Source organism: Pseudomonas sp. AL 58, from assembly GCF_036348395.1.
In the GTDB taxonomy this organism is placed as follows: Bacteria; Pseudomonadota; Gammaproteobacteria; order Pseudomonadales; family Pseudomonadaceae; genus Aquipseudomonas; species Aquipseudomonas defluvii.
On record NZ_JAZBQR010000004.1, the window covers coordinates 375,423 to 394,953 of the forward strand.

Below are 19,531 nucleotides of genomic sequence, written 5' to 3' on the forward strand. Positions count from 1 at the left end.
CGGAGAACCACCATGACCATCCAGTTCCGACCCGACGAAACCTACCGCGACGACTACACCTACGCGAACAGCCCCGAGTGCATCGCCCGTGCGCCCTTCCCCTTCCCGGACGACGAGTACATGTACTCAATGAACCTGGAGCCTCACGTGTCGGTGGGCGACGGTGCGCTGAAGGCCGTCTTCGACATCGATGAGCACTACATCAGCGAGTGCCGTGACCGTGCGATCACGCTGGAGAAAGATCCGGGCATGCACTACGTGTCGGCGCCGCACATGATGGAAGCGCAGTGGGACCTGCTCGAGCTGATCATGGAGTCCTACGCCAGCGACTACCCCGAGTACTTCACGTTGGAAAAGGACGGCACTCGCTGGCACTGGACCAACACGCTGCTGAACATCGATGACACCTTTACCTTCGGTGATCCGTCCACCTTGCCCTATGAGCCAATGGAGTACATCACCCGCCAGGCTCAGGGCGATTGGGTACTGCAGGAAGAGCGTGACGGCACCCTCTACTGGGGCGCCGGTATCGCTACCCAGCGCGCCGACTACTCGCTGCGTTTCAACCTCGGCATGGCCTGGCACGAATTTCACGGCCCGGTGCCGCTGCTGAAAGAAACCGGCATGCTCGACCGTGCGCTGAAGTTCCTTCTGCGTCTGCGCTGCGGCCATCCGGTACGCCGCCTGAACTGGTCGCTGACGGTCAATCCTCGGCTCGATGTCTCTGCCGAAAGCCTGCCGGACTGGGCGCCTGACCGCACCACGGTCACCGCCGAGAACGCCGGCAAGCTGGTTTATCTGCGCATTGAACTGCAACCTCTGCACCGCCTGCCGCGCAGCAACGCCATCGTCTTCCCGATTCGCACTTACCTGCTGAACCTGGAAGACATCGCCACCAACCCAGCCTGGGCCAAGCGCATGCACCGCGTGCTCAAGACCCTGAATCAGGAACTGGTGGACTACAAGGGCTTCACCCGGTACCGCGATGCCGCCGTTGAATGGCTCTCGCAGTTTGACGACGGCCAAGATGAGGAGGTGGCCAAGGCTGGATAAGTGTGCATCACGCTTCACCCATAACAATAAAGGCTCTTCGATGAGCAACGGCGGGCAGCGACCCGCCGCCATGCAAACGACTGCCATTCAAATGAGGAAAACAATATGAGTGGGTCTTCTGCGGCAAGTGCAACCGCTTCTCTCGATCAGGACGCCGAGCAACTGCGTGCGCTCGGCTACAGCTCCAACTTCAACCGTAGTATGAGCCTGTGGGAAAACTTCTCCCTGGGCTTCACCTATCTGTCGCCGGTGGTCGGCGTCTACACCCTGTTCGGCCTCTGCCTCGCGGCAGGTGGTCCGCCGATGTTCTGGTCTTACCTGCTGATTGGCCTCGGCCAGATGCTGGTGTGTCTGGTGTTCGGTGAGGTGGTGTCGCAGTTCCCCATCTCTGGTGGCGTCTACCCTTGGGCACGACGCCTGGTCGGCAAGCGCTGGGCCTGGATGGTGGGTTGGGTCTATGCCTGGGCGCTGTGCGCCACCATCGCCGGTGTCGCCGTCGGTGCGGGCCCTTACATGGCTGCCATGCTTGGTTTTGACGCCAGCTCAAACGCCAACATTTATATCGCCCTCGGCCTGATCCTGATGTCTACCGCACTCAACCTGGTGGGCACCAAGCTGCTCGCCCGGGTGGCCATGTTCGGCTTCCTCTGCGAACTGGTGGGCGCCATTCTGGTGGGCGGTTACCTGTTGATCTTCGAGCGTCACCAACCGATCAGCGTGCTGTTCAACACCTTTGAGCTCAACGTCAACGGCTCCTACCTGCCAGCCTTCCTCGCGGCCTCCCTGGCGGGCCTGTTCCAGTACTACGGCTTTGAGGCCTGCGGTGACGTGGCGGAAGAAACCCCCAACCCCGGCAAGCGCATCCCCAAGGCCATGCGCATGACCATCTACATTGGTGGTGCTGCGGCCATGTTCGCCTGCCTGGCGCTGATTCTGGCAGTCCCGGACATGCAGAAAGTGATCGCTGGCGAAGATACTGACCCGGTTGCCACCATCCTCGCCAATGCCTTCGGCCCGGTAGGTTCGAAACTGGTGATGGCGGTAGTAATGGTCTCCTTCATCTCTTGTGTACTGAGCCTGCAAGCTGCTGCCAGCCGTTTGCTGTTCTCCTACGCACGTGACGAGATGATCGTTGGCAGCAACCTGCTGAAGCGCTTGTCCGCTAACCATGTACCGTCGTTCGCGCTGGTCGTGAGCGGCGTGATGCCGGCGTGTATTGTCTGCCTTGGCCTGTTCATGGCCGATGCCGTGGCAACCATCGTCGGCTTTGCCGCCATTGGCATCTATGTGGCGTTCCAGTTGATTGTGATCGCTGCACTGATCGCCCGTGGCAAGGGCTGGCGCCCGAGCGGCCAGTTCAGCCTCGGTGGCTGGGGGCTGTTGGTGAACATCGCCGCGCTGATCTACGGTGTTGGCGCCATCATCAATATGGTCTGGCCGCGCAGTCCTGATGCGGCCTGGTACATCAACTACTCGATGATTCTGACCACGGTGGTGGTGATGGGCGCAGGCTTCCTCTACATGCTGCTGGCCAAGCCCTATGACAAAGGTACGGCCCCGGCCGGCGACGCCTGGAAGTTCTCCAAGCCTCTGCCCAAGGCCGCCAACGTTGCTGGCGTGCCAGTGCGTTAAGCCAACGCCTTTATCAAACCTCCCTACTCATGCTGCCCCCCTTCTCCTTTCAGGGAGAAGGGGCTAAGGCTACCGAAGGACTGAATCATGCAAACCAAACTCCTGATCAACGGCCAACTTGTTGTTGGCGAAGGCCCCAGCATCGCCGTGCTCAACCCGTCCTTGGGGACCGCTCTGGTGGAAATCCCTGAGGCTAGCGCGGCCCAGGTCGATGCTGCCGTGCGCGCCGCCGATGATGCCTTTGCGCTGTGGTCTCAGACTTCGCCGAAGGACCGTTCCACCCTGTTGCTCAAGCTCGCCGATGCCATTGACGCCCATGCCGAGGAACTTGCCCGCCTGGAGTCGCAGAACTGCGGTAAACCCTTCACCGCCGCCTTGAACGACGAGCTGCCGGCCATCGCCGACGTGTTTCGCTTCTTCGCCGGCGCCAGCCGCTGCATGAGCGGTTCGGCAGCAGGCGAGTACCTGCCCGGCCACACCTCCATGATTCGCCGCGACCCGGTGGGCGTGGTTGCCTCCATCGCGCCGTGGAACTACCCACTGATGATGGCTGCCTGGAAGCTGGGCCCCGCCCTGGCCGCCGGCAACACGGTGGTGCTCAAACCCTCGGAACAGACGCCGTTGACCGCGCTGAAGCTCGCTGAGTTCATCGCCGACATTTTCCCCGCTGGCGTGGTGAACATGGTGTTCGGCCGAGGTCCGAGCGTTGGCGAGCCGCTGGTCACCCACCCTAGGGTGCGTATGGTCTCGCTGACCGGCTCGGTCGCCACGGGCTCGCGGATCATCAGTAGCACTGCCGATAGTGTGAAACGCATGCACATGGAGCTGGGCGGCAAGGCGCCGGTCATCATCTTCGATGATGCTGATATCGACGCCGCCGTAGAAGGCATCCGTACATTCGGCTTCTACAATGCCGGCCAGGACTGCACCGCCGCCTGCCGCATTTATGCACAGAAAGGTATCTACGAGCAGTTCGTGGCCAAGCTTGGCGAAGCGGTGGGCAGCATCCAGCCGGGCCTGCAGGACGACCCGGCCACCGAACTCGGTCCGCTGATTACCGAGCAACACCTGGAGCGCGTCGAAGGCTTTGTCCAGCGCGCCAGCGCCTTGCCGCACATTCAGGTGGTCACTGGTGGTCATCGTGTCGAAGGCCCTGGCTTCTTCTTTCAACCCACCGTGCTTGCGGGCGCTCGCCAAGACGATGAAATCGTCCGTCGCGAGGTGTTCGGCCCCGTGGTTTCGGTCACGGTGTTTGATGATGAAGAGCAGGTGCTGGGCTGGGCCAACGATTCGGACTACGGCCTGGCCTCGTCGGTTTGGACGTCGGATGTCGGTCGTGCCCATCGCCTGTCTGCGCGCCTGCAATATGGTTGCACCTGGGTGAATACGCATTTCATGCTGACCAGTGAAATGCCTCACGGTGGGGTCAAGCACTCTGGCTACGGTAAGGACATGTCCATGTATGGGCTGGAGGACTACACCGCTGTACGCCATGTGATGTTCAAGCACTGATTGAACTGGTGGTGTCGATAGTGGCCAGCAATGAGGTTGCTGGCCGCTTTCCTTCGTAATTCCGATCTGGAGTGAAGATCATGCAAACAGCATTATCGAGTGCCTGGCATGTTCTCTTGGCCCTCTGGGCTGACCAAGCATTGGTGGCCTGCTGACCATGATGTTGGCCGTGACAAGCAACATGGCGGCGTGCTGCACATTGCCGCCGCTTTCCTCTTTGGCGTAATGCGACCTCTGCAAAATACCCTGTGTTCAAACCGTTTTGGGGCAGGTTGTAGATACGAGGGCGGTCGTCGCGAAGCGATTGTTCCATTTCGCTAAAGAATGCTTTGCCAACATTGGCATTTATCTAAAAGTTCAGCGGAATAGACTGTACACAGCTTCCAAACAAAGCCGCGAAACGCAGACTCCAAAGGGTGTAAGCAAACGACCCTGCCACGTTTCGCAGAGCCTTCAGCCTTACCGATTCCGACTGAAGACGTAGATCGTTTGCATCGTTGGGACACTGTAAAAATGAAACTGTTTACCGCTCTGGTTACCACTGCTTGTGTAATGATCGGCACTCAAATGGCATTCGCTGCCGAAGCACCTGCAGTAGAGCAATACACGTACGGTAGCCACCCTGATATTGCCCACGTGATCCACCAGGATCGTATCCCTGATGTGTGTGGTGTGGTGCAGATGAAAATGACCTACGAAGACCACCAGGGTCAGGTACACACCATGCAGTACGCTGCAATGGGTAACGGTTGCTTTGACAACTAATTGAGTCCCCCGCAAACCCTGAGTTGTTTGCGTACAAGCAGGATCAAAAAACGCCCCGGTTCAAGGGGCGTTTTTTACTTCGTCAGGAAAACCAAAACGTCTTCAGGTGTGCAGCGATGACGGCTATTACTTCTGGCTCATCCATTCGGTATTAAAGTCTCGCGAATAAAAGAAACCCAGCGCCCGTGGCTTTTTGTCGCCCTGACCCAGGACGATGAACAGTGACGAGGCATAGGGTGGTTTTTCAGGGGCATGCACATTCAAGTGCTTTTCTATTTCCCGAATGCAATCGCTGTGTGTAACCAGAATCAGGTTGTGTCCTGGGCGTTTAGTTTCAAGCGCGGTCTTAAGCATGATGCCTTTGCAGGCGGCGAGCCACTGCTGCGGCTCGACATCATGGTTAAACATGAAGTTCGCGGTTTGCCGGGTTCTTGTCAGGGGGCTGGTAAAGATATCAGCCTGGTCCAGGCCGAGTGTTTGATAATGCTTGCCCAACTTTACGGCGATGTCTTTACCGCGTTTGGTGATGCCATCTGGGGCATCCAGGCACGGCGCACTGGACAGGTCGCAGCGTTCCGCATGGCGAATCACGACAATAGCGTCACCACTGGCCCATGCCGATTTTAGCGGGGCCAGTTGTGCAGCGTTGCTCTGGGCAAGATTGGTCAGCCGGGGGGTTCTGAATAGAAAGTACGAACCGACAATTACGAGCACGACTGCAAGTACAGTGATAAGCACGTTTCTTGCGCGCTGGTTCGACCCTGTGAAAGACAACGACATAAAGCGGGACCCCATCAAGAGCTAGGCAGATTCAGCCAAGATCTTGCCCGAGGGACCGTGAAGAAACTGTTGTCTCGGCAACTGAAAATCAAGGAATGGTGTTATTGATTTTCTCGCACAGGGTTAAGGGCCGGCATGCCCGGCGCGGCTCACAGCCCCAACTCGCGCAAGCGCCGATACAGTGTTCGCTCACTCATTCCCAACTGTTGGGCCAATTCACTGCGCGAACCTTCAAAGGCTTGGAGTGCTTGTGCCAGTTGGCCAAGGTGATCCTTTTTCCGTCGCTGCGATTGCCCTGCCGTGGCATTGTCAGGTTTCACATCGTCGGGTAAGTGCTCTGCCCTGATGAGGCCATCGTCGGCAAACAAGCGAGCGCGTTCGAGGATGTTTCTCAGCTCGCGAATGTTCCCCGGGTAGGTGTGCAGGCTGAGCCAGTGCATGGCCTGCGGATCTACCCGCGGTGCCTGGGCGCCGGCCATGCGTTGCAACAGGCTGTCGATCAACAGCGGCAGGTCTTCGACCCGCTCGCGCAATGACGGCAGGCGGATCGGAAAGGCACTGATCCGGTAGTAGAGGTCTTCACGGAAGGTGCCGTTGGCAACCATTTCCTTGAGGGGTTTGTGGGTGGCCGAGATCAGGCGGAAGTCCGAGTGAACAGTACGCAGGCTGCCCACCGGGCGGAAGCTGCCTGACTCGATCAGACGCAACAGCTTCACTTGCATTGCCAGTGGTACTTCACCGATCTCATCGAGAAACAGGGTACCGCCATGTGCGGCTTCCGCCAGACCGATCTTGCGTTGCAGAGCGCCGGTAAAGGCGCCCTTTTCATAGCCGAACAGCTCGCTTTCGAACAGTGATTCGGTCAGGCCGGTGCAGTCAACGACCACCAGCGGGCCGTTGGCGCGTGGGCCACTCAGATGCAGCGCACGTGCGAACAGCTCTTTGCCCGTGCCGGACTCACCTTGCAGCAGTACCGGAATCTGTGACGGTGCCGCACGTTGCAGGCTGGCCAGTGCCTGCTTGAACGCTGGCGCCCGGCCAACCAGGCCATGTTGCTGGGGTTGAGCCGAGGCCACGGTGATGCTGGTCAGGCGCTCGACGAACGCGACCACCTCACCCTGCTCATCGAGTATCGGCCGTAGTTCCACATCGACATGTTCCGGACCACGCGGCGTGTGGTGAATATGCAGCATCCGCTCGGGCACACGGCTTTCTCTCGCCTTGCGCATCGGGCAATGCTCGCCGGCCTGATCGCAGGGTACGGCGTAGTGATGGGAGACCTGGTGGCACTTCGCGCCAAGGGTTGATTGGCCTTCTACGCCGAACTGACGTTGGTACGCACTGTTGGCAGCAAGGATGTTGTAGTGAGTATCCAGCACGATGGTGGGCTGAGGGTCATGTTCGAGGTATGACACCAGCGCCTGAACGGCGGGGATTTTCGGGGCAACGGTAATCAACTGAGACATGGCGACACCTGGGCAATCACACCAAGAGCTTACCCGAAGGCGACGAAGACTGCCAAAAACTGCCAGGTACTGCCACTTCACTGCCAAATGGCGCGGCAGTCTGTTCGCTGAGGTACAGCCGGGCCCTGTAAACGCGGGGGCTACGCCTTTCCCGACCGATGGCACATATCTTGATGACAGCCCTGCGACTGCCAGCTATGCCTTACGTTGGCATCAATGGATTTATCGGGAGAAGGTCATGATCATTGGCGGCAACCTGTATGTGGAAGCACTGTTCGACAGCGCGACCTGGACCATCAGTTATCTGGTGATGGATCGCGACAGCGGACACTGTGCACTGATCGACAGTGTGCTGGACTACGATCCCAAGTCTGGCCGTACCGATACGTGCTCGGCGGACAAACTGATTGCGCGGGTGACCGAGTTGGGTGCCAAGGTGCAATGGATTCTGGAAACCCATGTGCATGCTGATCACCTGTCGGCGGCGGCGTACCTGAAAGAGAAGCTCGGTGGGCAGGTCGCCATTGGCAGCCATATCACCCAAGTGCAGAAAGTCTTCGGTGCACTGTTCAATGCCGATAGTCGATTCGCCCGTGACGGCAGTCAGTTCGACGTGCTCTTTGAGGACGGTAGCGAATTCCTGATTGGCGGCTTGCGTGCGCGGGCCATGCATACCCCAGGTCATACCCCGGCCTGCATGACGTACATCGTTGAAGCGGGCGGTGAAATTGCAGCGTTCGTCGGCGATACCTTGTTCATGCCTGACTACGGCACTGCGCGGTGTGATTTCCCCGGTGCAGACGCAGGCACGTTGTACCGCTCGATCAAGCGCATCCTTGCCCTGCCTGACCATACCCGGCTGTTCATGTGCCACGACTACCTGCCAGGCGGTCGCGAGCTGCGTTACATGACCACGGTCGCCGAGCAGCGGGAGAACAACATTCATGTGCATGCAGGTATCAGCGAAGAGGCGTTCGTGGCGATGCGCAAAGCCCGCGACGCGACCCTGGAGATGCCGGTGCTGATCCTGCCCTCGGTGCAGGTCAACATGCGCAGCGGTCAGCTGCCCGAGCCTGAAGACAACGGCGTGCGCTACTTGAAGATCCCGCTCAACGCCATCTGATTCCGGCGCGACAGAATTATTATTTAGGAAACACTGCCATGCTTGCTCAATCATCTTCAACGTCGCCCGCCTGTGCGCACCACAAAGTCCTGATCATCGGTGCCGGCGCAGCAGGCCTTGCCACTGCCTCCAGCCTGATGGCACGCGATTCGTCCCTCGATGTGGCAATCATTGATCCGGCCGAGGTTCATTACTACCAGCCTGGCTGGACGCTGGTCGGAGCTGGCGTGTTCCAGCCCAAGAGCACGGTGCGTAGTATGGCCTCGGCTATTCCCAAGGGCGTGACCTGGATCAAGGGTGCCGCACAGTTCTTCGACCCTCAGGCGCAGACGGTGCAGTTGGAGGATGGTCGGCTGATCAGTTATGCACAACTGGTTGTCTGTCCGGGCCTCAAGCTTGACTGGGATGCGATTGAAGGCCTGAGTGAAACCTTGGGGCGCAATGGTGTGACCTCCAACTACCGTTATGACCTGGCGCCTTACACCTGGCAGTTGGTTCAGCAGTTGGAGAAAGGCAAGGCCCTGTTCACCCAGCCACCGATGCCGATCAAGTGCGCTGGCGCACCGCAGAAGGCCCTGTACCTGTCGTGCGATCATTGGTTGCGCAGCGGCCGCCTGGACAATATCCAGGCACGGTTCTTCAATGCCGGCGCGGTGTTGTTCGGGGTGGCCGACTACGTGCCTGCGCTGATGGAGTACATCGACAAGTATGCGGTCGATCTGAACTACGCCCATCGTCTGGTAGCGGTGGATGGGCCGGCGAAGCAGGCAACCTTTGTGCGTTCCCTGCCTGACGGCAGCAGCGAAACCCTGGTGCAGCCATTCGATATGCTGCATGTGGTGCCCCCGCAAGTGCCGCCGACGTTCATACGTAACAGTCCCTTGTCGGACGCAGCGGGTTGGATCGATGTCGATCCGGCAACCCTGCGCCACCGTCGTTTTGCCAATATCCATGGCCTTGGCGATGCCACCAACACCACGAACGCCAAGACCGCCGCCGCTGCGCGCAAGCAGGCCCCTGTGGTTGCCAATAACGTACTGGTCGCGTTGGGGCGCCTGGCGGATGTCGTGCACTACGACGGATACGGTTCCTGCCCGTTGACCGTGGAGCGCGGCAAGATCGTGTTGGCCGAGTTCACCTATGGCGGCAAGGTTGCCCCAAGCTTCCCTCGTTGGCTGCTTGATGGGCGTAAGCCGACCCGTCTGGCCTGGCTGTTGAAGGAGCGTATCCTGCCGCCGCTGTACTGGCGTTGCATGCTCAAAGGCCGTGAGTGGATGGCCAAGCCGTTACCCGCGCCACGTGAGGCCCATCAGTGATCGAGCATGAATTTCTGGGGGCCGGGCTGGGCGCGATCATTGGGGCCATTCTTGCGCTGACCGGTGCTGGCGGTGGCATTCTTGCCGTGCCGCTTCTGGTGTTCGGTTTGGGCTTGTCGATGGCCGAAGCTGCGCCCGTTGGCTTGCTGGCGGTGGGCCTGGCCGCAGGCGTTGGTGCAGTGCTGGGTTTGCGTCAGGGCGTGGTGCGCTACCGTGCAGCGCTGTTCGTTGCTTCGCTGGGGTTGCTCACGGCGCCACTGGGCTTGCTGCTGGCGCATCGGCTACCCAACGCGCCGTTGGCGTTGGCCTTTGCCGTGGTACTGGTCTATGTCTGCGTGCGGATGTTGCTCAAGGCGCGGCATGAACTGAAAGGGGGGTGTGGATCGCTGCCGCGTGATGTTCAGCCCTGTGTCCTGAACCCTCTGCAGGGGCGCCTGCGGTGGACGTTGCCCTGTGCCCGTGCGCTGGCCTTCACGGGCCTGCTCTCCGGGCTGCTGTCGGGTTTGCTGGGGGTGGGCGGTGGCTTTGTAATCATCCCGGCCTTGAGCCGCTACACCAACCTGGAGATGAGGAGCATTGTCGCCACTTCACTGGCGGTGATTGCCCTGGTGTCCGTTGGCAGTGTGGTGAGTGCCAGCCTGGGCGGTGTGATGCATTGGAGCGTTGGCCTGCCCTTTGCCATTGGCGCGGTGGTCGGTTTGGTCATCGTCCGGCAGTTTGCACACAAAGTCGCCGGGCCTCGACTTCAGCAGGTGTTTGCTCTGGTCGGCATTGCCGCCGCCCTGTTGCTCATGGTCAAGACCCTGGGCGCCTGATACGGCGCCCTACTCGGCCAGCAAGGCGCTCTGCTCTTCGGCGCAGAGTGCCAGCAGGTAGTCCCAAACCACTCTCAAGCGTACCGACTTGTGCAGCTCGCGACGGGTGCAGATCCAGTAACTGCGCTGGATGGTTTCGCTGGGCAGCACGCGTACCAGCCCCGGGTCGTGACGGGCCATGTAGTTGGGCAGCACAGCGATACCCAACCCCGCCCGTGCAGCTTGATGTTGAGCGATCACACTGGTGCTGCGGAAAACCACATTCGGAGCTCGACAGAAGCTGTTGAGAAACAGCAGCTCCTGGCTGAACAGCAGGTCGTCTACATAACCAATCCAGTTATGCCGAGCCAGGTCTTCGCGGCAGTTCAAAAGCGGCGCCTGTGCCAGGTAATCAGGGCTGGCATACAGAGCCAGGCGGTAATCAGTGAGCTTGCGGGTGATCAGCAGGTCGGCATTGGGGCGTTCCAGGTGAATGCTGATTTCGGCTTCGCGGTTGAGGATGCTGACGAAGCGTGGCACGGCCACCAGCTCCACCTCCAGCCCCGGATAGCGCTCGAACAGGCCCGCCATGCGTGGGGTGAAGAACATGATGCCGATGCCTTCGGTGACGCCCAGGCGAATCTTGCCCAGCGGCGTCATGGCCTGGGTAATTTCTTCCTGGGCCAGCAGGGCAACGTTTTCCATGGCTTCGGCGTGCTTGAGCAGGGCCTGGCCGGACGGGGTCAGTTCGTAGCCTTGGGCATGTTGCACGAACAAGGGGGTGCCCAGGCTTTGTTCGATGCTTTCAATATGCCGGGCCACAGTGCTGTGGGTAGTGTTGAGGCGCTTGGCGGCGGTCAGTAGCCGGCCACTGCGCTGCAACTCGAGAAAAAACCGCAGATCATTCCAGTCGAACATGCTTTTCCTTGTGAATCAGGTATTCACGTGCGTTGTTCTAAAACGCACAGCACTTGAGCGAAATCTAACGTTTTCATCGCGAAATTAATCAATAACATGGACCGGGACAAGAATAATAAATAGGCGCGAGGTCCCTCATGGCATCAGCCGATCATTCCTACGACTATGTCATCGTCGGCGCTGGCCCTGCCGGCTGTCTCCTGGCCAATCGGCTTTCTGCCGATCCGGGTTGCCGGGTGCTGCTGCTGGAAGCAGGGGGACGCGATAACTATCCGTGGATTCATATCCCTGTCGGTTACCTCTATTGCATTGGTAACCCGCGCACCGACTGGTGCTTCAAGACCCAGGCTCAACCCGGCTTGCAAGGCCGCAGCCTGGGCTATCCACGGGGCAAGGTGCTGGGCGGCTGTTCCTCGATCAACGGCATGATCTACATGCGTGGCCAGGCTCAGGACTATGACCGCTGGGCAGAGGCAGGCAACCCCGGCTGGGCCTGGAAGGATGTCCTGCCACTGTTCAAAACCAGTGAAAAGCATTTTGCCGGTGCCAGCGACGTGCATGGTGCCGACGGTGAGTGGCGGGTCGAACAACAGCGCTATTCTTGGGCGATTCTCGACGCGTTTCGCGAAGCGGCGGCCCAGAGCGGCATTGCCAGCGTGAGTGATTTCAACGGCGGTGATAACCAGGGTTGTGGATATTTTCAGGTCAACCAGCGCTCCGGTGTGCGTTGGAATGCATCAAAAGCCTTTCTGCGGCCGGTTCAGGCGCGGGCCAACCTGACCGTACTGACCGATGTTCTGGTCGACAACCTGGTACTGGAAGACGGGCGTGCCACGGCAGTCAATGCTCGTTGGCAGGGCCACTGGCAACGCTTTACGGCGCGCCGAGAGATCGTTCTGTGTGCTGGCGCGGTCGGCTCTCCAGGCATTCTTCAACGTTCCGGCATCGGTCCACGACTTCTTCTTGAGCGCTTGGGCATCGCTGTACGGCACGAACTTCCAGGGGTTGGCGGCAACCTGCAGGATCACCTGCAGTTACGCCTGATCTACCAGGTCAGCAATGTCCGAACCCTGAATCAGGTCGCCAACAGCCTGTGGGGCAAGGTCGGCATGGGCTTGCGCTACCTGTACGACCGTAGCGGGCCATTGGCGATGGCGCCGAGCCAATTGGGGGCCTTCGTGCGCTCCGGGCCGGAGCAGTCCAGCGCCAACCTGCAGTATCACGTGCAGCCGTTGTCACTGGAGCGTTTTGGTGAGCCGCTGCATCGCTTCCCGGCCTTCACTGCATCGGTCTGTAACCTGCGCCCGGCCAGCCGTGGCCGGGTCGACATCGGTTCGGCAGATCCAGCAGCCGCACCAACCATCGATCCCAATTACCTCAGTGACCCGCAGGACCTAAAGGTTGCCGCCCAGGCCATCCGCCTCACCCGGCAGATCGTGCAGGCACCTGCTCTGGCGCCTTTCCAGCCGCGGGAATACCTGCCGGGTTCGGCGTTGCAGACCGAGGAACAGCTGTACGAAGCGGCCGGCAAGATCGGTACCACCATCTTTCATCCGGTCGGTACGTGCCGTATGGGCAGCGGGCCGCTGGATGTAGTGGATGCTCAATTGCGTGTACACGGCGTATCCGGCCTGCGTATCGCCGATGCGTCGATCATGCCGCAGATTGTTTCGGGCAATACCTGCTCGCCGACCCTGATGATCGCCGAGAAGGCGGCACAGCTGATACTCAACAATGCGGTAAGCCCAAGGGGGACCGTTACAGCGGCAGTCGTTACACCCTGATCTGACAGGGTGATGTGGTAAACGGAGCGCCGGATGCAGTCGCCCGGCACCGACAGTGGAACAACAACAATAATCACTGTGGCCTCAAGGCCGAGGACAACAACGATGTCGGACTACATCCAAGAGCGTGGCGCGGCAACGGTGGTTAATAGCCGCCGGGAAGAACGCAAGATCATCTTTGCGTCATCCCTCGGGACGGTTTTCGAGTGGTATGACTTTTTCCTCTATGGCGCCCTGGCGGCCGTCATCAGCAAGCAGTTCTTTGCCGGGGTCAACGACACCACAGCGTTTATCTTCGCCTTGATGGCCTTTGCTGCCGGTTTCCTGGTACGCCCATTCGGGGCGCTGGTGTTCGGCCGCCTGGGTGACATGATCGGGCGCAAGTACACCTTCCTGGTGACCATTGTGCTGATGGGCCTGTCGACCTTTGCCGTCGGCTTGTTGCCGACCTATGCGAGCATTGGCATTGCCGCACCGATCATTCTGGTGGTGTTGCGCATGCTTCAGGGGTTGGCGCTTGGTGGTGAGTATGGCGGCGCCGCGACCTATGTTGCCGAGCACGCCCCGCCCGGCAAGCGTGGTTTCCATACCGGCTTCATCCAGTCCACAGCCACCCTGGGGTTGCTGTTGTCCCTGCTGGTGGTGTTGGCCAGCCGTTACGTCAGTGGTGATCAGTTCGAAGTCTGGGGCTGGCGCCTGCCGTTCCTGCTGTCGATTGTGCTGCTGGCGATCTCCACCTGGATTCGCATGAGCATGCAAGAATCGCCGGCCTTCGTGAAAATGAAGGCTCAGGGCAAAACCAGCCGTGCGCCGATTCGTGAGTCCTTTGGTTCCTGGGAAAACCTCAAGGTGGTCTTCACCGCGCTGTTCAGTATCAATGCCGGGCAGGCCGTGACGTTCTACACCGCGCAGTTCTACGTGCTGTTTTTCCTGACCCAGATGCTCAAGATGGACCCTGGCCAGGCCAACACCTTGTTGATCATCAGCGTGGTCATCGGTGCGCCGTTCTTCGTCTTCTTCGGCTGGCTGTCGGACCGGGTCGGGCGCAAGCCGATCCTGATGACAGGCCTGCTGCTGGCCACCCTGCTCTACTTTCCGTTGTTCAAAGCCCTGAGCCATTACGCCAACCCGCAGATCGACGCAGCCAGCCGCCAGGCGCCGATTGTGGTCATTGCCGATCCACAAGGCTGTACCTTCCAGTTCGATCCGGTGGGCAAGGCGCGTTTCGACAGCCCATGCGACAAGGTCAAGACGTTCCTGGTCAAGCAGGGCCTGCCATACAGTTCCGAGACGGCAGCCGCTGGCAGCCCTGTGGTCGTGTCCATTGGCGATCAGCAAATCAGTGGTTTCGATGAAGCGGCGATGCGTGCAGCCATCGACAAGGCAGGTTACCCGGCCAAGGCAGATGCGGCTTCGGTGAACCAGCCGATGGTGGTTTTGCTGATCGTGGTGATGATCCTGATTGCGACCATGACCTATGGCCCGCTGGCGGCGGTGATGGTCGAGCTGTTCCCGACCCGCATTCGCTACACCTCGATGTCGCTGCCTTACCACATTGGCAACGGTTGGTTTGGTGGCTTCCTGCCGACGGTGTCATTCGCCTTGGTGGTGTACACCGGCGATATCTTCTACGGCCTCTGGTACCCGGTGTTGATTACCGGCATTAGCCTGGTGGTGGGGCTGTTCTGCTTGAAAGAAACCCGCGACGTGGACATCGACAAGGTCTGATCTGATGGCATAAAAAAAACCGGCGTAAACGCCGGTTTTTTTATGCCGTGAAAAAACTTATGCACGATTTTCAGAAAACAGTCATACAGAGAAATAAGTATTTAAATTAAGCACTTAGCTCATCGTAGTGGTGATTTATCAAAATACTGTACACAAGTTATCCACAGATCGTCAGTGTGTGCTCTGGGCTTCATTTTGCGCCACGGGCGGCAGGGAGCCCATGTCGCGTTGGGTCTGCTCGTTCCAGGCAGCTGCGCGGTCATTGAGCTCGGCGATAGCCCGTGGCCCGGTGCCTTCGGCCCACATTGGCGCACCGATGACGACCTCGATGGTGCCGGGCAATTTACCCCAGCCTTCCTTGGGCCAGTACTTGCCAGCGTTGTGGGCGATCGGCAGCACCGGTAGCCCGGCATTTACCGCCAAGGCGGTACCGCCACGGGAAAACTTGCCGATGGTGCCAAATGGCACACGGGTGCCTTCCGGGAAAATCAGGACCCAGATGTTTTGCTTGAGTAGCTTGTCACCTTCGCTGGCGACCTGTTTCAACGCGGCCTTGGGGTTGTCGCGATCAATGGCAATGGGCTTGAGCATGGCCATCGCCCAGCCAAAGAACGGTACATAAAGCAGTTCGCGCTTGAGCACCTGGCTCAAGGGCTGGAAATAGGCGGAGAGGAAAAAGGTCTCCCAGGTGCTCTGGTGATTGGAAAGAATCACACAGGGCTGTTCAGGAATGTTCTCAGCCCCGGTTACCTTGAACCGTATACCGAGAAAAACCCGAACCAGAAGCAGTGCGAAGCGGCACCAATACACGTTGATGAAACGGTATCGGGCGCGGAACGACAGGAACGGCGCAATAAAAAAGCTCAGGGTGCACCAGAGCAAGGAGCTGGTACCCAACAGCAGGTAAAAAAGAAATATTCTGATCGCCTGCAGGATCGACATAGCGGCATGTACCGTTGCGGGCTCGCCCGCCTGTTGGAGTGCACCGGGGGAACGCTCGTCGCAGAACCACTACTGCGGCCCTGGAGGCGACGAATATTCGGCGGCGCTCTACGTGTGGATAAGTGCTCTGGCGACGGCCGCCAGATCCTCGAAAACCAAGGTGCCTGCTGGTAGCCCTTTGCTCAGGGTCCGTTCACCCTTCCCGGTTTTTACCAGAACGGGTTGTGCATCGACGGCCAGCGCAGCTTCCAAGTCACCCTTGCTGTCACCGACAAACCAAAGTCCGGCCAATTCCACGGCATAGTGCGCAGCAATGGTCTTGAGCATACCCGGCTTCGGCTTGCGACAATCGCAACCGTCATCCGGGCCGTGCGGACAATGGACTATCAGGCCGACCTCGCCACCCTGCTCGGCCACCAGGCCGCGCAAGCGTTCATGCATGGCGTCGAGGGTGGCCGTGGGGTAGTAGCCGCGTGCGATGCCGGACTGGTTGGTGGCGACTGCCACCGTCCAGCCGGCTTTGCTCAACTGCGCGATCGCTTCGATCGAGCCGGGGATCGGTATCCACTCCTCCACCGACTTGATGTACGCGTCGGAGTCCTCGTTGATCACCCCGTCCCGATCGATAATCAGCAGTTTCAAGGCTTACCCCAGCAGCGAGATGTCAGCTACGCCCAGGAACAGACCGCGCAGGCGGCTGAGCAAGGCATAACGGTTGGCCCGCACTTTGGCGTCTTCGGCGTTGACCATCACTGCCTCGAAGAAGGCATCGACCGGTTCACGCAGGGCTGCCAGACGTGCCAGCGACTCGCTGTACTGACGCGCTGCGGCCATTGGCTGCACCGCTTGATCGGCTTGCTGAATCGCCGAGTACAGGGAGAACTCGTTGGCGTTGTCGAAGTACTTCGGCTCGACGTGGTGGGCAACCGTGCCTTCGGCTTTGCTCAGCAGGTTGGAAACCCGCTTGTTCACGGCGGCCAGGGCTTCGGCTTCCGGCAGCTTGCGGAAGGCCTGAACGGCTTGCACGCGCTGGTCGAAGTCCAGTGCGGAACCGGGCTTCAATGCACGAACCGACAGGTAGGTGGCGACGTCGATGCCTTCGTCTTCGTAACGTGCACGCAGGCGGTCGAAGATGAACTCCAGCACCTGATCGGCCAGGCCAGCGGCTTTGACCGTGTGGCCGAACTGGGCCACGGCGAAGGCCACGGCATCGTTCAGGTCCAGGTCCAGCTGCTTCTCGATCAGGATACGCAGCACACCCAGTGCGGCACGGCGCAGGGCATAGGGGTCCTTGCTGCCGGTTGGCAGCATGCCGATGCCGAAGATACCGACCAAAGTGTCGAGCTTGTCGGCGATGGCCACGGCTGCGCCGGTCAGGGTCGACGGCAACTCGGCACCTGCACCGCGCGGCATGTACTGTTCGTTCAGGGCCAGGGCGACATCTTCCGGCTCACCGTCGTTCAGTGCGTAGTAGTAACCGGCTACGCCTTGCATCTCGGGGAACTCGCCGACCATCTCGGTGGCCAGGTCGCACTTGGACAGCAGGCCGGCACGGGCGGCACGCTTGGCATCGCCACCGATATGCGGGGCAATGAAGGCGGCCAGCTTGGCTACGCGCTCGGCTTTGTCGAAGACACTGCCCAGTTGCGCTTGGAAGACGACGTTCTGCAGGCGCAGGTTGAAGCTTTCCAGGGACTGCTTCTTGTCTTGCTTGAAGAAGAACTCGGCGTCGGTCAGGCGTGGGCGCACGACTTTCTCGTTACCCTGGATGATCTGCTTTGGATCACGGCTCTCGACGTTGGCCACGGTGATGAAGCGCGGCAGCAGCTTGCCGTCGATGTCCAGCAGGCAGAAGTACTTCTGGTTGTCCTGCATGGTGGTGATCAGGGCTTCCTGTGGCACTTCGAGGAAGCGTTCCTCGAACGAGCAGACCAGCGGCACAGGCCATTCAACCAGCGCGGTCACTTCGTCGAGCAGTGCCGGTGGCACGATCGCGGTGCCTTCCTGCTGCATCGCCAGCTCAGCGGTACGTTTGCTGATCAGCTCACGGCGCTCGGCGAAGTCGGCCAGTACGTAGGCCTTGCGCAGGTCTTCCTGGTAGCTGGCCGGCGAGCTGATGCGTACGTTTTCCGGGTGGTGGAAACGGTGGCCACGGGATTCACGACCGGCTTTCTGGGCAAGGATGGTGCAATCGACCACTTCATCGCCCAGCAGCATGACCAGCCACTGGGTTGGACGGACGAACTCTTCCTTGCGCGCGCCCCAACGCATGCGCTTGGGAATCGGCAGGTCGTTCAGCGAGTCTTCAACGATGGTCGGCAGCAGGCTGGCGGTGGCCTTGCCTGGAATGTGCTGGGAGAAGCGCAGCTTGGCACCGCTCTGGTCGATTTGCGCCAGCTCTACGCCGCACTTCTTGGCGAAGCCCAGGGCCGCCTGGGTCGGGTTGCCTTCGGCATCGAACGCGGCCTGGCGCGGTGGGCCATCGACATTGATGCTGCGGTCAGGCTGCTGGGTATCGAGTTGACGGATCAATACCGCCAGGCGACGTGGTGCGGCGAACACGACCTTGTCGCTGTAGTTCAGGCCGGCAGCTTGCAGGCCTTTTTCGATACCGGCGAGGAAAGCGTCGCCCAGGGCGCTCAGGGCCTTGGGTGGCAGTTCTTCGGTGCCCAGTTCAACCAGGAAATCTTGAGCACTCATTGTGCAGCCTCCAGCTTAGCCAACACTTCATCACGCAATTCAGGGGATGCCATCGGGAAGCCCAGCTTGGCGCGGGCTTGCAGGTAGCTTTGTGCCACGGCCCGGGCCAGGGTCCGTACACGCAGGATGTAACGCTGACGCTCGGTTACCGAGATGGCGCGGCGGGCGTCGAGCAGGTTGAAGGTATGCGATGCCTTGAGAACCATTTCATAGGTTGGCAGCGGCAGTTCCAGCTCGATCAGGCGGTTGGCTTCGCTTTCGTAGAAGTCGAACAGCTCGAACAGCTTCTCGACGTTGGCGTGTTCGAAGTTGTAGGTCGACTGCTCCACTTCGTTCTGATGGAACACGTCGCCGTAGGTCACCTTGCCGAACGGGCCGTCGGTCCAGACCAGGTCGTAGACCGAGTCGACACCCTGCAGGTACATCGCCAGACGCTCCAGGCCATAGGTGATCTCACCGGTGACCGGGAAGCACTCGATACCGCCCACTTGCTGGAAGTAGGTGAACTGGGTGACTTCCATGCCGTTGAGCCAGATTTCCCAGCCCAGACCCCAGGCGCCGAGGGTCGGCGATTCCCAGTTGTCTTCAACGAAACGAATGTCGTGGACCAGTGGGTCAAGACCGATGGCTTTCAGCGAGCCCAGGTACAGTTCCTGGAAGTTCGCCGGGTTCGGCTTGAGCACCACCTGGAATTGGTAGTAGTGCTGCAGGCGGTTAGGGTTTTCGCCATAACGGCCGTCAGCCGGGCGACGGCTTGGCTGTACATAGGCGGCGTTCCAGGTTTCCGGGCCGACGGCGCGCAGGAACGTGGCGGTATGGAAAGTGCCGGCGCCTACTTCCATATCGTAGGGCTGAAGTACCACACAACCTTGCTCGGCCCAGTAGTTCTGCAGGGCGAGAATCAAGTCTTGGAAGGTACGCACGGCTGGCGTAGGCTGGCTCACGAAATTCACCTGTTTCTAGGGCTGCGAATATAAAGAGCGGGAGTATAACCCGATTCTTGCGGGCCTCTACCTCT

16 protein-coding genes are annotated in these 19,531 nt (G+C 59.8%); 9 read left to right on the top strand and 7 right to left on the bottom strand.

Annotated features, from left to right (window positions below; translation table 11 throughout):
* Nucleotides 1–12 precede the first annotated feature (12 nt).
* The 4 genes from UIA24_RS07130 (at nt 13) to UIA24_RS07145 (ending at nt 4,962) form a co-directional block, all read left to right on the top strand.
* Nucleotides 13–1,053, top strand: a complete 1,041-nt coding sequence (locus UIA24_RS07130; protein ID WP_099773217.1) for a heme-dependent oxidative N-demethylase family protein — start codon at nt 13–15, stop codon at nt 1,051–1,053.
* A 105-nt stretch (nt 1,054–1,158) separates the two neighbouring features.
* A complete protein-coding gene (locus UIA24_RS07135; RefSeq protein ID WP_065760503.1) occupies nt 1,159–2,685 on the top strand; it encodes an APC family permease in 1,527 nt (508 codons plus the stop codon).
* An 87-nt stretch (nt 2,686–2,772) separates the two neighbouring features.
* Entirely contained in the window at nt 2,773–4,197 is a 1,425-nt protein-coding gene (locus UIA24_RS07140; RefSeq protein WP_065760502.1) for a gamma-aminobutyraldehyde dehydrogenase, read from the top strand.
* 513 nt (nt 4,198–4,710) lie between these two features.
* Nucleotides 4,711–4,962, top strand: a complete 252-nt coding sequence (locus UIA24_RS07145) for a DUF2790 domain-containing protein (protein WP_065760494.1) — start codon at nt 4,711–4,713, stop codon at nt 4,960–4,962.
* Nucleotides 4,963–5,088: 126 nt separating this feature from the next.
* Here the strand turns inward: UIA24_RS07145 and UIA24_RS07150 are convergent, their stop codons facing one another.
* Nucleotides 5,089–5,742 (bottom strand): histidine phosphatase family protein, encoded by a 654-nt coding sequence (locus UIA24_RS07150; RefSeq protein WP_330522498.1) that lies wholly within the window; start codon nt 5,740–5,742, stop codon nt 5,089–5,091.
* 149 nt (nt 5,743–5,891) lie between these two features.
* A complete protein-coding gene (locus UIA24_RS07155) occupies nt 5,892–7,208 on the bottom strand; it encodes a sigma-54 interaction domain-containing protein (RefSeq protein ID WP_099773219.1) in 1,317 nt (438 codons plus the stop codon).
* 238 nt (nt 7,209–7,446) lie between these two features.
* On the opposite strand from UIA24_RS07155, the gene UIA24_RS07160 reads away from it, so the two are divergent.
* Genes UIA24_RS07160 through UIA24_RS07170 form a run of 3 tightly spaced genes read left to right on the top strand, consistent with a single transcriptional unit; the run spans nt 7,447 to nt 10,462 of the window.
* Nucleotides 7,447–8,331 carry an MBL fold metallo-hydrolase gene (locus UIA24_RS07160; RefSeq protein WP_065760491.1) on the top strand — a complete coding sequence of 295 codons (885 nt, stop codon included), beginning with the start codon at nt 7,447–7,449 and terminating at the stop codon, nt 8,329–8,331.
* A gap of 38 nt (nt 8,332–8,369) precedes the next feature.
* The gene (locus UIA24_RS07165) at nt 8,370–9,647 is read left to right on the top strand and encodes an NAD(P)/FAD-dependent oxidoreductase (RefSeq protein WP_065760490.1); all 1,278 of its coding nucleotides are present in this window, start codon (nt 8,370–8,372) and stop codon (nt 9,645–9,647) included.
* Nucleotides 9,644–10,462 carry a sulfite exporter TauE/SafE family protein gene (locus tag UIA24_RS07170; protein ID WP_330522499.1) on the top strand — a complete coding sequence of 273 codons (819 nt, stop codon included), beginning with the start codon at nt 9,644–9,646 and terminating at the stop codon, nt 10,460–10,462. Before UIA24_RS07165 ends, UIA24_RS07170 begins: the two co-directional genes overlap by 4 nt.
* Before the next feature lie 9 nt (nt 10,463–10,471).
* On the opposite strand, the gene UIA24_RS07175 is transcribed toward UIA24_RS07170, so the two are convergent.
* Complete coding sequence (locus UIA24_RS07175; protein WP_065760488.1) at nt 10,472–11,359, bottom strand: LysR family transcriptional regulator; 888 nt, start codon at nt 11,357–11,359, stop codon at nt 10,472–10,474.
* Nucleotides 11,360–11,496: 137 nt separating this feature from the next.
* Here UIA24_RS07175 and UIA24_RS07180 point away from each other — a divergent pair, with 137 nt between their 5' ends.
* Nucleotides 11,497–13,143, top strand: a complete 1,647-nt coding sequence (locus UIA24_RS07180; protein WP_330522500.1) for a GMC family oxidoreductase — start codon at nt 11,497–11,499, stop codon at nt 13,141–13,143.
* A 105-nt stretch (nt 13,144–13,248) separates the two neighbouring features.
* Nucleotides 13,249–14,871 (top strand): MFS transporter, encoded by a 1,623-nt coding sequence (locus UIA24_RS07185; RefSeq protein WP_102053011.1) that lies wholly within the window; start codon nt 13,249–13,251, stop codon nt 14,869–14,871.
* 171 nt (nt 14,872–15,042) lie between these two features.
* Here the strand turns inward: UIA24_RS07185 and UIA24_RS07190 are convergent, their stop codons facing one another.
* From UIA24_RS07190 to glyQ, 4 genes are all read right to left on the bottom strand, one after another.
* Nucleotides 15,043–15,813 carry a lysophospholipid acyltransferase family protein gene (locus tag UIA24_RS07190; protein WP_065760485.1) on the bottom strand — a complete coding sequence of 257 codons (771 nt, stop codon included), beginning with the start codon at nt 15,811–15,813 and terminating at the stop codon, nt 15,043–15,045.
* A 108-nt stretch (nt 15,814–15,921) separates the two neighbouring features.
* Complete coding sequence (gene gmhB / locus UIA24_RS07195) at nt 15,922–16,455, bottom strand: D-glycero-beta-D-manno-heptose 1,7-bisphosphate 7-phosphatase (protein WP_065760484.1); 534 nt, start codon at nt 16,453–16,455, stop codon at nt 15,922–15,924.
* Between the two features lie 3 nt (nt 16,456–16,458).
* A complete protein-coding gene (glyS, locus tag UIA24_RS07200) occupies nt 16,459–18,513 on the bottom strand; it encodes a glycine--tRNA ligase subunit beta (RefSeq protein ID WP_065760483.1) in 2,055 nt (684 codons plus the stop codon).
* Nucleotides 18,510–19,457 carry a glycine--tRNA ligase subunit alpha gene (gene glyQ / locus UIA24_RS07205; protein WP_099773224.1) on the bottom strand — a complete coding sequence of 316 codons (948 nt, stop codon included), beginning with the start codon at nt 19,455–19,457 and terminating at the stop codon, nt 18,510–18,512. Before glyQ ends, glyS begins: the two co-directional genes overlap by 4 nt.
* Nucleotides 19,458–19,531 lie beyond the last annotated feature (74 nt).

Coding starts and splice junctions, on each gene's coding strand:
- UIA24_RS07130 (WP_099773217.1), top strand. CDS start 13: ATGACCATCCAGTTCCGACCCGACGAAACCTACCGCGACGACTACACC.
- UIA24_RS07135 (WP_065760503.1), top strand. CDS start 1,159: ATGAGTGGGTCTTCTGCGGCAAGTGCAACCGCTTCTCTCGATCAGGAC.
- UIA24_RS07140 (WP_065760502.1), top strand. CDS start 2,773: ATGCAAACCAAACTCCTGATCAACGGCCAACTTGTTGTTGGCGAAGGC.
- UIA24_RS07145 (WP_065760494.1), top strand. CDS start 4,711: ATGAAACTGTTTACCGCTCTGGTTACCACTGCTTGTGTAATGATCGGC.
- UIA24_RS07150 (WP_330522498.1), bottom strand. CDS start 5,742: ATGTCGTTGTCTTTCACAGGGTCGAACCAGCGCGCAAGAAACGTGCTT.
- UIA24_RS07155 (WP_099773219.1), bottom strand. CDS start 7,208: ATGTCTCAGTTGATTACCGTTGCCCCGAAAATCCCCGCCGTTCAGGCG.
- UIA24_RS07160 (WP_065760491.1), top strand. CDS start 7,447: ATGATCATTGGCGGCAACCTGTATGTGGAAGCACTGTTCGACAGCGCG.
- UIA24_RS07165 (WP_065760490.1), top strand. CDS start 8,370: ATGCTTGCTCAATCATCTTCAACGTCGCCCGCCTGTGCGCACCACAAA.
- UIA24_RS07175 (WP_065760488.1), bottom strand. CDS start 11,359: ATGTTCGACTGGAATGATCTGCGGTTTTTTCTCGAGTTGCAGCGCAGT.
- UIA24_RS07180 (WP_330522500.1), top strand. CDS start 11,497: ATGGCATCAGCCGATCATTCCTACGACTATGTCATCGTCGGCGCTGGC.
- UIA24_RS07185 (WP_102053011.1), top strand. CDS start 13,249: ATGTCGGACTACATCCAAGAGCGTGGCGCGGCAACGGTGGTTAATAGC.
- UIA24_RS07190 (WP_065760485.1), bottom strand. CDS start 15,813: ATGTCGATCCTGCAGGCGATCAGAATATTTCTTTTTTACCTGCTGTTG.
- glyS (WP_065760483.1), bottom strand. CDS start 18,513: ATGAGTGCTCAAGATTTCCTGGTTGAACTGGGCACCGAAGAACTGCCA.